The following is a 14917-nucleotide window of genomic DNA, read 5'->3' as shown; positions in this document are numbered from 1 at the left end:
TAGCGGCAATGAAAATTACAAGACTTCTGTGTCAAACACAGCGACAAGCGTAGTGCTTACGCCAACAGCAGAAGATGTACATGCCACCCTCAAGGTAAACGGCAACATAGCAGCCAGCGGCACACCAATAACGATTGCCCTTAGCGGGGTATCAACGTTAATTGCTGTACAGGCAACGGCGGAGGATGGCGTTACCACGCGGACAGTAACGGTACAGGTGAACAAAGCGGGGAGTACCAATGCCTGGCTGACAGGTATAGCGCTGAGCCCTGCTACAGGCATAACGCAGGTTAGCGTTGGCGCGGGAGACTATAATTACACGGCCACGGTAAGCAATGCTATCGTTAGCACCAGGCTTGTGCCTACCGCAAGCGATGCCACGGCAACCATACGCGTTAATGGCAGCATAGTAGCCAGCGGCGTTGCCTCACAGGCCATTACGCTTGCCCCAGGTGCTAATACCATCACTACAGTGGTGACCGCGCAGGACGGCATAACCACTAAAGTTTACAGCATAACAGTAACCCGGGCTGCGCCGCCCACCCTGGCTACGGTAAATAATAACAATAAGATAGCTGTTTTGCAAAAAGCAGACGGCTTTGCTGGTGTAGTGCCCGAGGAGTTGACCGTACGCCAGGGCCTTTCGCCAAACGGAGATGGCATAAACGACAATTTCGTGATAGAAGGCATAAACGCTTACCCGGATAACAAAGTGAGCATCATTAACCGGAACGGCGGCGTAGTTTACGAAGCCAAAGGTTATGATAATTACGGCAAAGTATTCGACGGGCATGCTGCGGGCGGGGCGCTGCTGCAAGCAGGTACCTATTTTTATTCGATAGAATACAAAGCCGGCGATACGGTAAAGCGCAAAAGCGGTTACCTGGTAATTAAATATTAATAACCATACAACAAGTAAAATGAACAATACAAGGGGAGCGAGTAAGCATCAGCTACCGTTGCGGTAGCGGCCTGCAAAAGACGCTTTTATAAGGAAGCATGTTTTGGGGGTCGAACGTCGTAGGTGTAATGCCTGCGGCGTTTTTTTGTTGATCATATCCCCCCAAAAAGCAAATCTCCTTATCTCATAAAACCCCTCATTCTTCCCGATACCGGGATGCTTTGTCCGATATCGATCACTTTTTTGCTCCTGTTTTTTCATAATTATCTGTTTGTTAGTGCATTAGGTTTGGTACAAGGCTTGCAAACCCTTATGCATATAACATTATCGCAACAACATGGATCAGGTAATAGAACAAGAAGTAACGGCCCGCAAAAAAAAGAAGGGCATCATGATAACCATAATAGCCATAGCGGTGCTGGTTGGTGCCATATGGCTGATGCGCAGCACGCTGAAATCGAGCGTTAGCCGCTCGGAAATAACCACAGCCGTGGTAGGAGAGGGCAGCGTTGAGAACACCCTCAACGCCACCGGCGAGGTACTACCCGAGTTTGAAGAGATGCTCACCAGCCCCATCAATGCATCTATCAAAAGCGTTGTGATGGATGCCGGCAACAAGGTTGCCGCCGGGCAGTCGATTTTGGCGCTGGACAAATCGGCCGCACAAACCGAGTTCGAGAAGATCAACTTCCAGATGCAGAGCAAGCGCAACGAGATTGCCAAATTGAAGCTCGACCTCAACAAAAGCTTCTTCGATATCCAATCGAACAACGATATCAAACAATTGCGCATCAGCAGCCTGGCTGATGCTGTTGAAAATGCCAAACGCCTCTTCAAAGCGGGCGGCGGTACCCGCGAAGGCATAGAACAAGCCGAACTGAACCTGCGCGTAGCCCAGCTTGAAAAGAAACAACTGGAAAACGAGATAAAAAGTAAGCAGCAAACTATGCAGATAGAGATTAAGGAAGCCGAGATTGCCCTTGCTATCCAACAAAACGACCTTACCGCCCTGCAGCGCAAATTACAGCTGGCCAACATCGTAGCTACCCGCAGCGGCGTGGTAACCTACGTAAATAAAAACATTGGTGCCACCGTGCACGAAGGCGATGCCCTGGCCCGCATTGCCGACCTCAGCAGCTTTAAAGTGAACGGCAGCATATCCGATACCTACCTGGATCAGTTGCATGCCGGTATGCCGGTAATCGTGCGCATCAACGAGGTGCAGATGAAAGGTCACGTAATCAACGTGTACCCATCCATACAAAACAGCATCGTAACCTTCGATGTGCAACTGGACGAGCGCAACAACAAGCAGTTGCGCCCTAATATGAAAGTTGACGTTTACCTGGTTACCGATGTGCATAGCAAAACCCTGCGCGTGGCCAACGGCGCGGCGTTCAAAGGCCCTGCGGATCAGGACATCTTTGTGCTGAATGGCGGTAAGGCTGAGCGCCGCCATGTGCAAATAGGCCTTGCCAACTTCGATTTCGTGGAGATTAAGGATGGTGTAAAGGCCGGCGATGTGGTCATCACATCAGACATGAGCGAGTTTAAAAACGCCAAGGAGCTAACCCTTAAAAACTAAGGCCATGAAGTACTTATATATATTCATCTTCCTGTTCATTGCCACCAATGCCCGCGCGGCAGCCGGCGGCGATACCTTGCGCCTAAGCTTGCAGGATGTGGTAGAGATGGCCAAACGCAACTCCATCGCCGCCAAGCAAGCCACCACGGTGCGCGAAACCAAGTATTGGCAATGGCGCACTTTCAAATCCAACTATCAGCCGCAACTCTCGTTAGGCGGCATATTGCCAGGCTACAGTAAAACTACCCAGCAGGTGCTGCAACCCGATGGTACCATCCTGTTCCAGCCGGTGCATAACGATAATTCATCACTGCAGTTGGATTTCAGCCAGAGCATCACCGCAACCGGGGGTACCGTTTACGGCACCACCTCCATGCAGCGTTTCTACGATTTCGACAGGCATAACCAGTTTTACAACGGCGTGCCTTATGCTATCGGGTACAGCCAGCCGCTGTTCCAGTTTAATGCCTTAAGGTGGGATAAAAAAATAGAGCCGCTTAAATTCAACGAGAGCAAGCAGGCGTACATCGAATCGCAGGAGCAGATTGCCATAACCGTAACAGGTTACTTTTTCGACCTGCTGCTGGCGCAGGTAAATCTGCAGATTGCCGAGACGAACTTTACCAATACAGAAAAGATATTGACCATAGCCAAGCTGAAGTTCGACCTGGGGAAGATATCCAAGAACGAAATTTTGCAGCTACAACTGGAACGCCTTAACGCGCTGAAGGCCGTGGGAACCGCCAAGCGGGATATGGAGATTGCCACGCTTAACCTGCGTACTTATACAGGTGCCGAGGGCGACGATAAGATAGCCCTGCAACTGCCCGGTGCCACCATCAATATGGAAGTATCGGCAGATAAAGTGCTTGCCGAGGCCTTCGCCAACCGCAGCGATGCCATAGGTTTTATGCGCCGGGTTGCCGAAGCCAAACGCGATGTGGCCAAAGCAAAGGGGCAAAGCGGGTTGGTAGCCACATTAACCGCCAATATCGGTTTCTCAAACACGGCCCGCAACATCCCCGATGTGTACCGCAACCCGCAGAACCAGCAGTTGCTGCAACTGCAGTTCAGTATCCCGGTGCTGGATTGGGGGCGTTCCAAATCGCGCGTGAAAACGGCGCAGGCCAACGAGCAGTTTACCGAATACGCCGTAGAGCAGGATAAGCAAACCTTTAAGCAACAGATTGTAACGCAGGTAACGCTCTTCAACATGATGAAGGATCAACTGGTGTTTACCGCTCAGGCCGATAGCATCGCCTCCGAAAAATACAAGATAGCCCGCGACAGGTATGTGCTGGGCGACCTGAGCATCACAGACCTCAGCATCGCCTTCCAGGAAAACGACCAGGCCAAACGCGATTATGTAGCCGCCCTGCGCGATTTTTGGGGAGCGTATTACCAGTTGCGGTATCTATCACTGTATGATTTCGAAAGAAAAGAGAAGATAAACTATAAATAGATGGAGAAGAGGCAAGAAATCAAGAATCAGGAAGCAAGAAATCAAATTTTAAGAATCAGGACAAAATAGCCACCAGGCAACCAATGAACAAATTAACTAATGAACAAATGAACCAAAACATGATACAACTACAAAACATTGAAAAGGTGTACCGTACAGACACCATCCAAACCTTAGCATTGAACAGCATCAGCCTCGATATTGAAAAAGGGGAGTTCCTTTCTATAATGGGCCCATCGGGCTGCGGTAAAAGCACCCTGCTGAATATAATGGGACTGTTGGATGCTCCATCGAAGGGTAGCATCAAGATAGATGAGCAAGTTACCGGCGGCTTCAACGATAAGCAGTTGGCAGCTTTCCGCAATAAAAAGCTGGGCTTCATTTTCCAGAGCTATCACCTGATAAACGATTTGCAGGTGCTTGATAACGTGGAGCTGCCATTGCTTTATCGCAACACTACCGCCAAAGAGCGTAAACAACTGGCTACAGAGGCTTTGGAAAAAGTTGGGCTGAGCAACCGCATCAAGCACTTCCCCACGCAGCTATCGGGCGGGCAACGCCAGCGCGTGGCTATTGCCAGGGCCATAGTGGGCAGGCCCGAAATTATCCTGGCCGATGAGCCTACAGGTAACCTGGACAGCGCCATGGGCAACGAGATCATGGATATCCTTTTACAGCTAAACCGCGACGAAGGCACCACCATAGTAATGGTTACGCACGATGAGAATATGGCCAAGAAAACGCACCGGCTGGTGAGGCTGTTCGATGGTTCGCAGGTACAATAATCCACCGCCTAAAAATAAGATCATGCTAAAAAATTATTTCAAAATAGCCATCGCGGTGCTAAAGCGCCGCAAGTTTTTCACCTTCCTCAGCCTGTTCGGTATCAGCTTTACACTGACGATTTTGCTGGTGATGACCGCCTTTATAGATAAGGTAGTGAACGACGATTACCCCGATAAAAAACGCGATCGCTCGCTTTATATCAGTCGCATGGAGCTGAGCGGCAAAGAATCGATGAACTCGAGCGCATTGAGTTATTATTACATTAACCATTACGTGGCCAAAATGAAAACGCCCGTTAAGATCGCTATTTCATCAGGCTTTGGTTCTACCAACACTTATGTAAATAATCGTAAGATCGTTATCAACTACAAGTACACCAATGCCGATTTCTGGGATGTGCTCGATTTTGAATTTGTGGAGGGTAAACCCATCAGCAAGCAGCAAACAGATAATGCCGAACGCGTTACCGTGATATCTGAGGATATGAAAAAGGAGTACTTTGGCGACGACAACAGCCCCGCCGTTGGTAAATACATAGAGGCCGATAACATTAAATACCGGGTATGCGGCGTAGTGAAAAGCCTGCCGATAACCTCGTACGTGCTGTACTCAGACATTTACCTGCCTATTACTACCTCAAAAACAAAACTGGATGCCGATAAAAGCTATTTGGGTAATTATGGCGCTATTGTTTTGGCAAATAACACCGGAGACGTGGCAAAAATGAAAAAGGAGTATGCCGATATCGTGGCTAAACTACCTATACCAGGCAAAGAGTGGGATCATATTTATAGTCATGCCGATTCGTACCTGGAAGGCTATGTGCGCACCGGGAACGAAAAAAGCTCGGGCATGGTGTATGCTTTAACAGCCATCAGCCTTTTCGCCTTGTTTGTGATGCTGTTGCCTACATTGAACCTGGTGAACGTAAACATCACCCGTATTATGGAGCGCTCATCAGAAATTGGCGTGCGCAAGGCTTTCGGGGCATCATCCAAAACTCTCGTGTACCAGTTCATCGTAGAGAACCTCATCCTTACATTTTTGGGCGGAATGATTGGCGTGGTACTATCGGTAGTGGTGATGTACTTTATCAACCAGGCGCAATTTATAGCTAACCTTACGCTCCGTTTAAACTTCACCGTGTTGGGTTACGCCTTGCTTACCTGTGTCTTTTTTGGACTGCTATCCGGCGTTTACCCGGCCTGGCGTATGTCTAAACTCAACATCGTTACGGCGCTAAAAGCTCAATAAATTAATCAACCTTAAAATCAACATATTATGTTCAAGCATTTATTTAAAATGATCTGGAATAAAAAGAAGCAAAACTCGCTGCTTATTGTCGAGATACTGCTTTCGTTCCTGGTTATATTTGGGGTGTTCAGCTTCGCGCTAAATTCCTACAACAACTACGCTAAACCCATGGGTTTCAATTACGACAAGGTTTGGGCAATAAGCTACAACCATACGCTGGAAACCACCAACCCCGATTCGGTAACCTTAGTTTACCAGATGTTGCTCCGTAACATCAAATCGATGCCATTGGTAAAAGATGCGGGTTACGCCAGCAGCAATATCCCGTTTAGCAACAACCATATGAGCACAGGTATAACCCTAAATGGCGTGCATGTAGATCACGTGAACAATTTTTTTACGGATGAGAACTACATTAACACCATGGGGGTTAAAATGCTTGCCGGCCGCTGGTATAACAAAGCAGATGCAGCATCTAAAGCAAAGCTTATTGTGGTAAATAAAACACTTAAAGAAAAGTTATTCGGCAAAACCGATGCTATTGGTAAAACGCTTGGCGACAAGGCGGAAGATAAGCAGAAGATCATTGGTGTGATAGACGATATTAAAACCGACGGCGATTACCAGGCGGCAGCCCCCGGGCTTTACAACCGGCACGATACCTCCGCTTATAAATGGATGGGCAAGATATTGGTGAAGGTTACGCCGGATGCCGACGCCACCTTCGAAGGAAAACTTTATAAAGTGATGTCGAACACGTTTAAAAACTCCAATATCGAGATAGAGCACCTGGACAATAAGCTTACCGCTTATAATAAGTTTACGCTGGTGCCGCTCATCATCCTGTCTATTGTGGCAGCGTTCCTCATCATCAACGTGGCGCTGGGCATATTCGGCGTGCTTTGGTACAATATCAACAAACGCCGCGGCGAAATTGGGCTTCGCCGGGCGGTGGGTGCGCCGGGTAATGCCGTATCGGCACAATTAGTTTACGAGGCTTTGATATTGGCCACCCTGTCACTCATTATCGGGGCGTTCTTCGCGGTGCAGTTTCCCTTGCTGAACGTATTCGATTTGCCTGCAAGCGTTTACCTGTTTGCCATGCTCTTTGCAGTGATATTTATTTATCTGCTGGTGCTGGTATGCTCGCTTTACCCCGGCAAACAGGCGGCGGCAATTTATCCGGCGGTTGCTTTACATGAGGAATAAAAATTTAGCTTTGGCATATGATACTGGTGATTGACGATGATATTGCGGTACGCACCTCGCTACAGCTTCTGCTAAAAAGCGAAGGCTACACGGTAACCGGTGCCGAAACGCCCGAAGATGCGCTGCATATCATCAAAAACGATAACCTCGAACTGATTATCCTCGACCTGAACTTCTCCTTAAGCACAACAGGAGAGGAGGGGATGCACTTATTAGCCGATATAAAGAAGCTGAACGCAACTGTCCCCATAATACTGATAACCGGCTGGGGCAGCATTGCGCTGGCTGTGCAGGGCATGAAGATGGGCGCTAATGATTTCATCAATAAGCCCTGGGATAACGGGCATTTGCTACAGTCGGTAAAAACACTGTTGAATCTGCGCGAGGAGGCTGTAGTAAACCGTACCCGCAAGCAATTGGATAAGGAGTATAACTTTAAGCACATCATAGGTGAGGACCCGCAGATGCTGCAGATACTGGAAACCATTGGCAGGGTGGCAGGTACCGATGCCTCCATCCTCATTATGGGAGAAAGCGGTACCGGCAAAGAGCTGATTGCAGAGGCTGTGCACCAGAACAGCCTGCGGCGCAACAAGCCGTTCATCAAGGTGAATCTGGGGGGGATATCTACGTCCTTGTTCGAGAGCGAGATGTTCGGCCATATACGCGGGGCTTTTACGGATGCAAGGTTCGATAGAGCAGGCCGTTTCGAGATGGCCAACAAAGGCACCATCTTTTTAGATGAAATAGGCGATCTGGATGCCGGCAGCCAGGTAAAATTGCTAAGGGTTTTGCAGGATAGGACCTACGAGGTGCTCGGCAGCAGCCGCACCAAATCGGTAGATGTACGGGTGGTTTGCGCCACCAATAAAAACCTTACCGTTATGGCTGGTAACGGCACCTTTAGGGAAGATTTGCTGTACCGCATAAACCTCATTACCGTAACCCTGCCCGCCCTGCGCGAGCGGCCGAAGGATATCCCGCTGCTGGTAGATTTTTTTATCAATAACCTCAAGCAGATATACAACCGGCCGGGGCTATCGGTAAGCAAAAGCGCCATGAAATGGCTGCAGCAGCTACCGCTGCCGGGCAACATTCGCCAGCTGAAGAATTTGGTGGAGCGCTCCATACTGGTGAGCAGCAAGAACGTGCTGGAGATTGATGATTTTAAATCGCAGCTGGAGCTATCGCCTCAAAAAAATGGCAATACCAAATGGCCGGGCGTGGGTACCGTTACGCTGGAAGAGATGGAGATAGAGATGATAAAGCGCGCCATGGCCTTCCACAAAAACCGGGTAAGCAAGGCAGCAACGGCGTTGGGCCTCACGCGCAGCGCGCTGTACCGCAGGCTGGATAAATTCGAGATACCTTACGATGAAGCTGAGGACTAAGTATATACTGTTCGTTGTGTTGCTGCATGGGCTTGTGCTCGCGCTCAGCTTTTATATTTTCGATAAAGACAGGGTTTTCTTCATCGTATCAGAGGTGGTGGTCATCATATCTATCATCATCTCCGTGAGCCTTTACCGGCAGCTGATAAGCCCGATAAAAATGCTGTTGCAAGGGATAGAGGCCATAAAAGACCAGGATTTTAACGTGAAATTCCTGCCTACGGGCAAACACGAAGTTGATGAACTGATAAACGTTTATAACCACATGATAGACGAATTACGCCACGAACGCACCCGGCAGGAAGAACAGCACTTTTTTTTGGAGAAGCTGATACACACCTCGCCAACCGGCATAGTGATATTGGATCATGATAACCGCATACAGCAGCTTAACCCCAAGGCTGCTCAGATCTTGGGCCTTACCGAAAAGGAGCTGAAAGGGCAGGAGATAGGCGCAGTGCATAACCCGCTTTTAGAGCAGGCCGCCGCTTTGCGCGCAGGCGATACCCTCACCGTAAAGCCCGATGGCATCAATACCTACAAGCTACAGAAATCGTATTTTGTGGATAGGGGCTTCCAACGCGGTTTCCTGATGATGGAAGAGCTCACCGCCGAGATTTTGGCGGCAGAAAAAAACGCCTACGGCAAGGTAATACGTATGATGGCGCACGAGGTGAACAACACCATCGGCCCGGTAAATTCTATACTGCAATCGGCCCTGCGTACCGACAGTCTTTGGCAAACCCAAACCGATGGGCTGCTAAACAATGCATTGCAGGTAGCTTTCGACCGTAACCAGAACCTCAACCACTTTATGCGCAACTTTGCCGATTTGGTAAAACTGCCCCCCGCCAACAAAAAACAAACCGACCTTAACCTGCTGCTTAGAGCCGTGATAGAACTGATGCACATAAAAGCGGAGAGCAAAGGCGTGCAACTGGTATTTACGGCTCCGGCCAAACCCTGTATCATCAGTGCGGATGTAGAGCAGCTAGAGCAGGCGCTTATCAATGTGGTGAAAAACGCCATAGAAGCTATCGAAAGTAGCGGCCGGGTGGAGTTTGCCATCGACCCCAAAACACGCCTGTTGACCATTACCGATAGCGGGAAGGGGATAACCGGCGAAGAGAGCGCCCAGCTGTTTTCGCCCTTCTTCAGCACCAAAAAAGATGGACAGGGCATAGGCCTCACCCTGGTACGCGAAATTATGCTGAACCACGGCTACGAGTTTTCCTTAAAAACCCTCGCTCCGGGTACAACGGTGTTCGCTATCAGCTTTAACTAGGGCAAACTTCCCTGTACCATGCCGGCATGCTGTATATCAGTCTTTTAGCTTTGGCTATCGCCTCAATTTATAATTAAAATGTTTGTCGCATTCGTAAACCGCGCCGCGTAATAAATGCGTTACAATTAAGTTTTTAGTTCGTTTTTCCTCAAAGTGATTGATTGTTAATTAAAAGTACGTAAATTCATAATTCCAATTACCATATTAAAAAATGAGAAGTACTTTTTACAAATACGCAATAGGCTGCTGCACAGGCCTGCTTGTGGGTATCAGCAGCTATGGGCAGGGCAGCTATCCCGATACCGCTGCGCGCCAGGCGCAACTGGATAATATCGTTGCAAATTATTACGGCACCATTGGCGATCAGTCGCGTTTGTACAATGGCCCGGAGTATAATTTTTATCCCAAATCTATAAAAGGGAGCGCTTATTTTGCCGATGCCCTTGATTTTAACACCGGCGGCGTGCAATACGATGGCTTTGAATACAAAAACCTGCAGGTGATGTACGATTTGAATAAAGATGCCATAGTAATGCAGATGCCAAACAAGGAGGCCAGCATTGAATTGATAAGCGAGCGGCTGCAGGGCTTCGATTTGCTGGGCCACCACTTTATACGCATAGAGCCCGCCCTGCTGGCTAATGCCCAAAACCTTACAGCCGGTTTTTACGACCAGATGTATAAGGGCAAAACCGAGTTTATCATCAGGCGCGAGAAAGCCATCCAAAACAACACCTCGGGGGTGTTGGATCGTTTTTTTACCGATGAGAGCCGTAAGATGTATTTGCTCATCAACGGGGCATACAAAAGTTTCAGCAACCAAAATAGCTTATACGATGTTTTGGGCGATAAAAAAGAAGAACTGAAGAAATACGTGAAAGATAACCACATCAGTTTCCGCGACGAAAAGGAGCAGGCCATGGTAAAGGTAATAGCCTATTATGACCAGATAACAAATTAAATATGAGAAAACTTTACTTGTTTTGCCTAAGCCTTCTGTTTACAATTCACTTCGCATCCGCGCAGCAAACGGCTAACAAAACCATCAGCGTAAACTTTCAGCAGGCAACCATCCAAACCGTAGTTGCCGATATCGAAAGCAAAAGCGGCCTTTACTTTTATTACGATGCCGCCCAGTTCGATAGCGTTAGGGTTACCCTGCAGGCAAACGACAAAACAGTAAGCAGCATACTGGATCTAACCTTTAGGGGAACTGATTTTAGTTACGCCATCAATGGCAAACAAGTATTTATAACCAAAACGCAAATCCTGCAAACCGCACTCGCGCCGGGTTACTTTGGCACTTCGCCGGCACCTGTAACAGCGCCGGTTGTTACCGTACCCGCAGGTACGCCTTTAGCACTTACCACAATAGCAAAAGCCCCTGCGACAGCGGCCCCGACCCCGGGAGGTGCCCCGGTCACCGCAACTGCTCCCACAACGGCCCCGGTTACCGCCCTGTCAGATAATCGCGACAAGATAATCGCTGCCGCTAACGAAAATAAGCTTTACGAGATAGGCATAAAAACCAACGATATAAAAGCGGGCAAGGCCACGCTCTCGGGTTACGTACGGGATATCAAATCGGGCGAGCCGGTAACAGGCGCCAGCATTTATATAACCGAACAAAAAACCGGCGTGGCTACGGATCAGTTCGGCTATTTCACCATTACCCTGCCACGGGGCAAGCATCTGCTTAGCATACGTGGCGTAGGCATGCGCGATACCCGCAGGCAAATCATGCTGTATTCTGACGGTAAGATCATCATCGAGCTACAGGAGCAGGTAACCACCTTAAAAGAAGTAAAAATATCGGCAGATAAGGTTGCCAACGTTAAAGCGGTTGAGATGGGTATTACCCGGCTGGATATCAAAAGCATCAAACAAGTGCCCACGGTATTTGGCGAGGCCGATGTGCTAAGGGTGGTACTGACGCTGCCCGGCGTGCAAACCGTAGGCGAGGCTTCCACAGGCTTCAACGTGCGCGGCGGCTCAGCAGATCAGAATCTGATTTTGCTTAACGATGCCACTATCTACAACCCATCGCACTTCTTCGGCTTCTTCTCAGCGTTCAACCCCGATATCGTAAAAGGGGTAGAGCTGTACAAGAGCAGTATCCCCGAGCGGTTCGGGGGCCGCCTGTCGTCGATATTAGATGTTAGCGATAGGGAAGGTAACAAAAAGAAATTTACAGGTTCGGCAGGTATCGGTGCTATAACCAGCCGCTTCAATATCGAAGGGCCGATAATTAAAGATAGAACCTCGTTCATTTTCGGTGGCCGTGCCACTTATTCAGATTGGCTGCTTAAGCTATTGCCCGATGCTTATAAAAACAGCCAGGCATCTTTTTATGATTTTAACCTGGATATAAGCCACCAGCTAAGCGATAAGGACAATATCTACATCACCACCTACATCAGCCGCGATAAATTCAAGCTCAATAGCGATACAGGCTACAGCTACAGTAACCGCAACTTCAATATCAAGTGGAAACACAACTTCAATAACAAAATGTTCGGCGTGTTTTTAGCCGGTAATGACCGCTACCAATACGATATCTCCAGTTTCGACAACCCCATTACCGCCTACAAGCTTAAGTTCGATATCAACCAAACCAACTTCAAATCCGATTTTACTTACTACCTCAATACCCGCAATACCATCAGCTTCGGGCTAAACAGCATTTATTATAAGTTGCACCCCGGTACTTATGGGCCAAACGATGCGGCTTCTTTAATCGTACCCGATGTTGTGCCCGCGCAGCAGGCCCTGGAGAGTGCCCTTTACCTGGGCGATAAATTCGACCTGAACGACGACCTTTCCGTGAGCTTCGGTATCAGGTATTCGCTCTATAACTTCCTCGGCCCCCAAACTGTAAATAATTATGCCCCGGGCGTGCCACGCAGCAGCACAACGTTGATTGATAGCACGCAATACAGCAGCGGCAAGCTCATCAAAACTTATGGCGGCCCCGAAATAAGGTTATCGGCAAGGTACAACCTGGGCGATAACCTGTCGGTTAAGGCAGGCTACAATACCTTAAGGCAGTACATACACCTGCTATCTAATACCACTGCCATTGCGCCTACCGATGTTTGGCAGCTAAGCAACCCCAACATAAAACCACAATTTGGCGATCAGGTATCCCTGGGGCTATACAAAAACCTGAAAGATAATACCATCGAAACATCGGTAGAAGTTTACTACAAACGCCTGCGCGATTATTTAGATTACCGCAGTGGCGCTACGCTGGTGCTTAACCACCATATAGAAACAGATGTGATCAATACCAGGGGTAAGGCCTATGGCATCGAATTTATGGTGCGTAAAAATACCGGGGCGGCCAACGGCTGGATAACTTACGCTTACTCGCGCACTTTCCTGAAACAGGACGACCCAACCCTGGGCCAGCCCGTAAACAATGGTGATTTTTACCCTGCCAATTACGATAAGCCGCACAGTTTTAATTTTGTAGGCAACTACAGGTTTACCCACAGGTTCAGCATATCGTTAAATGTTACTTACAGCACAGGCAGACCAATTACGCTGCCAACTGGTAAGTACTACTACGCAGGTTCGGAGCGGGTGTATTATTCAGATAGGAACGCCTACCGCATCCCCGATTATTTCCGTAGCGATTTCTCGCTGAATATTGAAGGCAACCACCGGGTGCACCAGTTTTTCCACAGCTCGGTAACCTTGGGCGTGTACAACCTTACAGGCAGGCAAAACGCTTACTCAACCTACTTTACGCAGGAGAGCGGCGTTATTACCGGGTATAAGCTATCCATATTTGCGCACCCTATACCATTTATCAACTATAACCTCAGGTTCTGATGATGATGCATAAACGGGCATTGATCTTAATGATATTGGCTATGGCTGTGGCAATTGCCGCATGCCGCAAGCCCTACCTGCCGCCGGCCGTAGTTGCGAGTATCAGCTTGCTGGTGGTTGAAGGCGTAATTGTGCCCGGTGCCGATTCTACCATCATCAGGCTGAGCCACACCGTAAAACTATCCGAAAAAACAAGCAGCCAGCCCGAAACGGGCGCCACCGTTACCGTAGAGGGCAATGGTGCCACTTATAGTTTGGCAGAATTAGGCAGCGGCACCTACGCAGCAGCCAGCCTTAGCCTGAGCGCTGCGAATAAATACCGCCTTAAAATACGCACCGCATCGGGCCAGGAGTATCAGTCTGACGACATGGAAGTAAAAATTACTCCGCCCATCGACAGCCTTGCTTACAAGATAGAGGCAGACGGGTTGCACATCTACTCAGCTGCGCACGATGCAACCAACAACACGCGTTATTACCGTTGGGACTACCAGGAAACCTGGCGGTACAATTCGCTTTTCGAATCGAAATACAAGGTGGGCCGCGATACCGTTATACCACGCGAATATCCGCAGGACGAGATTTATAAATGCTACGGCTCGTACCAGGCAAGTACCATCCTTTTGGGTTCTACCGTTAAACTGGCTGAGGATATCGTAACGCAAAACCCCATAACGCAGATTGCGCCCGGCACCGAACGGTTGAGCATACGGTACAGCATCAAACTTAACCAATATGCCTTAACCAAAGAGGCCTATGCATTTTGGGAAAACCTCAAAAAAAATACCGAGCAATTGGGTAGCATTTTCGATGCCCTGCCATCAGAGTTATCGGGCAACGTGCATAACGTAAGCAATCCGGCTACCCCCGTTATTGGCTATGTAAGCATCAGCACGGTAAGCTCCAAACGAATCTATATCGACAGGACGGAGCTGCCTTTTACGCCCGAATGGCGCGATGTTTACCCCTATGATGGCTGTAAATCCGATTACGGCCTTTACGTAGACCCGCGTTATAACAACACTAACACTGTTAAGGGGAATATTATCGAAAGTATCAATTTTCCTATAGATGCGATAACAGTGCCAAATGCGGCTACCAAAAAGGATTCTATAGTAGGGTTTTCATATGCCTCGCGGCAATGTGTAGATTGTACGCTGCGCGGTAGCCCAAAACGCCCTGCTTTTTGGGCAGACAAATAATTATA

General features: G+C 48.6%; 12 protein-coding genes. 11 read left to right on the top strand and 1 reads right to left on the bottom strand.

Translation table 11 applies throughout. The features are described 5' to 3' along the window. A partial coding sequence (locus AC1DXC_RS24875) for a cadherin-like beta sandwich domain-containing protein (RefSeq protein WP_477461882.1) occupies window positions 1-901 on the top strand: 901 nt, incomplete at its 5' end. A gap of 48 nt (window positions 902-949) precedes the next feature. Here the strand turns inward: AC1DXC_RS24875 and AC1DXC_RS24870 are convergent. Next, window positions 950-1162 (bottom strand): hypothetical protein, encoded by a 213-nt coding sequence (locus AC1DXC_RS24870; protein ID WP_477461881.1) that lies wholly within the window; start codon window positions 1160-1162, stop codon window positions 950-952. A 76-nt stretch (window positions 1163-1238) separates the two neighbouring features. On the opposite strand from AC1DXC_RS24870, the gene AC1DXC_RS24865 reads away from it, so the two are divergent. From AC1DXC_RS24865 to AC1DXC_RS24820, 10 genes are all read left to right on the top strand, one after another. Continuing rightward, window positions 1239-2486, top strand: coding sequence for an efflux RND transporter periplasmic adaptor subunit (locus AC1DXC_RS24865; protein WP_477461880.1), 1248 nt, complete (start codon window positions 1239-1241; stop codon window positions 2484-2486). 4 nt (window positions 2487-2490) lie between these two features. Next, window positions 2491-3948, top strand: coding sequence for a TolC family protein (locus AC1DXC_RS24860; protein ID WP_477461879.1), 1458 nt, complete (start codon window positions 2491-2493; stop codon window positions 3946-3948). Window positions 3949-4031: 83 nt separating this feature from the next. Further along, window positions 4032-4733 (top strand): ABC transporter ATP-binding protein, encoded by a 702-nt coding sequence (locus tag AC1DXC_RS24855; protein ID WP_477461878.1) that lies wholly within the window; start codon window positions 4032-4034, stop codon window positions 4731-4733. 22 nt (window positions 4734-4755) lie between these two features. Continuing rightward, the gene (locus tag AC1DXC_RS24850; protein ID WP_477461877.1) at window positions 4756-5988 is read left to right on the top strand and encodes an ABC transporter permease; all 1233 of its coding nucleotides are present in this window, start codon (window positions 4756-4758) and stop codon (window positions 5986-5988) included. 27 nt (window positions 5989-6015) lie between these two features. Then, window positions 6016-7197, top strand: a complete 1182-nt coding sequence (locus AC1DXC_RS24845; RefSeq protein ID WP_477461876.1) for an ABC transporter permease — start codon at window positions 6016-6018, stop codon at window positions 7195-7197. Between the two features lie 17 nt (window positions 7198-7214). Continuing rightward, complete coding sequence (locus AC1DXC_RS24840; RefSeq protein ID WP_477461875.1) at window positions 7215-8588, top strand: sigma-54-dependent transcriptional regulator; 1374 nt, start codon at window positions 7215-7217, stop codon at window positions 8586-8588. Then, a complete protein-coding gene (locus AC1DXC_RS24835) occupies window positions 8572-9873 on the top strand; it encodes a sensor histidine kinase (RefSeq protein ID WP_477461874.1) in 1302 nt (433 codons plus the stop codon). Before AC1DXC_RS24840 ends, AC1DXC_RS24835 begins: the two co-directional genes overlap by 17 nt. A gap of 211 nt (window positions 9874-10084) precedes the next feature. Beyond that, complete coding sequence (locus AC1DXC_RS24830) at window positions 10085-10834, top strand: hypothetical protein (protein WP_477461873.1); 750 nt, start codon at window positions 10085-10087, stop codon at window positions 10832-10834. A gap of 2 nt (window positions 10835-10836) precedes the next feature. Next, window positions 10837-13710, top strand: a complete 2874-nt coding sequence (locus tag AC1DXC_RS24825; protein ID WP_477461872.1) for a TonB-dependent receptor domain-containing protein — start codon at window positions 10837-10839, stop codon at window positions 13708-13710. Next, on the top strand, window positions 13710-14912 hold the full coding sequence (locus AC1DXC_RS24820) for a DUF4249 domain-containing protein (protein ID WP_477461871.1): 1203 nt from the start codon (window positions 13710-13712) through the stop codon (window positions 14910-14912). Before AC1DXC_RS24825 ends, AC1DXC_RS24820 begins: the two co-directional genes overlap by 1 nt. The last annotated feature ends 5 nt before the right edge of the window (window positions 14913-14917 follow it).

Source organism: Mucilaginibacter sp. P2_D11 (assembly GCF_056404435.1).
The sequence above is the reverse complement of the archived record's forward strand: the minus strand, read 5'-3'. Positions and strand labels throughout refer to the sequence as shown.

Excerpts from the sequence above, each read along its gene's own strand:
- AC1DXC_RS24865 (WP_477461880.1), top strand. The coding sequence starts at position 1,239 with ATGGATCAGGTAATAGAACAAGAAGTAACGGCCCGCAAAAAAAAGAAG.
- AC1DXC_RS24820 (WP_477461871.1), top strand. The coding sequence starts at position 13,710 with ATGATGATGCATAAACGGGCATTGATCTTAATGATATTGGCTATGGCT.
- AC1DXC_RS24845 (WP_477461876.1), top strand. The coding sequence starts at position 6,016 with ATGTTCAAGCATTTATTTAAAATGATCTGGAATAAAAAGAAGCAAAAC.
- AC1DXC_RS24860 (WP_477461879.1), top strand. The coding sequence starts at position 2,491 with ATGAAGTACTTATATATATTCATCTTCCTGTTCATTGCCACCAATGCC.
- AC1DXC_RS24825 (WP_477461872.1), top strand. The coding sequence starts at position 10,837 with ATGAGAAAACTTTACTTGTTTTGCCTAAGCCTTCTGTTTACAATTCAC.
- AC1DXC_RS24850 (WP_477461877.1), top strand. The coding sequence starts at position 4,756 with ATGCTAAAAAATTATTTCAAAATAGCCATCGCGGTGCTAAAGCGCCGC.
- AC1DXC_RS24870 (WP_477461881.1), bottom strand. The coding sequence starts at position 1,162 with ATGAAAAAACAGGAGCAAAAAAGTGATCGATATCGGACAAAGCATCCC.
- AC1DXC_RS24855 (WP_477461878.1), top strand. The coding sequence starts at position 4,032 with ATGAACAAATTAACTAATGAACAAATGAACCAAAACATGATACAACTA.
- AC1DXC_RS24840 (WP_477461875.1), top strand. The coding sequence starts at position 7,215 with ATGATACTGGTGATTGACGATGATATTGCGGTACGCACCTCGCTACAG.
- AC1DXC_RS24830 (WP_477461873.1), top strand. The coding sequence starts at position 10,085 with ATGAGAAGTACTTTTTACAAATACGCAATAGGCTGCTGCACAGGCCTG.
- AC1DXC_RS24835 (WP_477461874.1), top strand. The coding sequence starts at position 8,572 with ATGAAGCTGAGGACTAAGTATATACTGTTCGTTGTGTTGCTGCATGGG.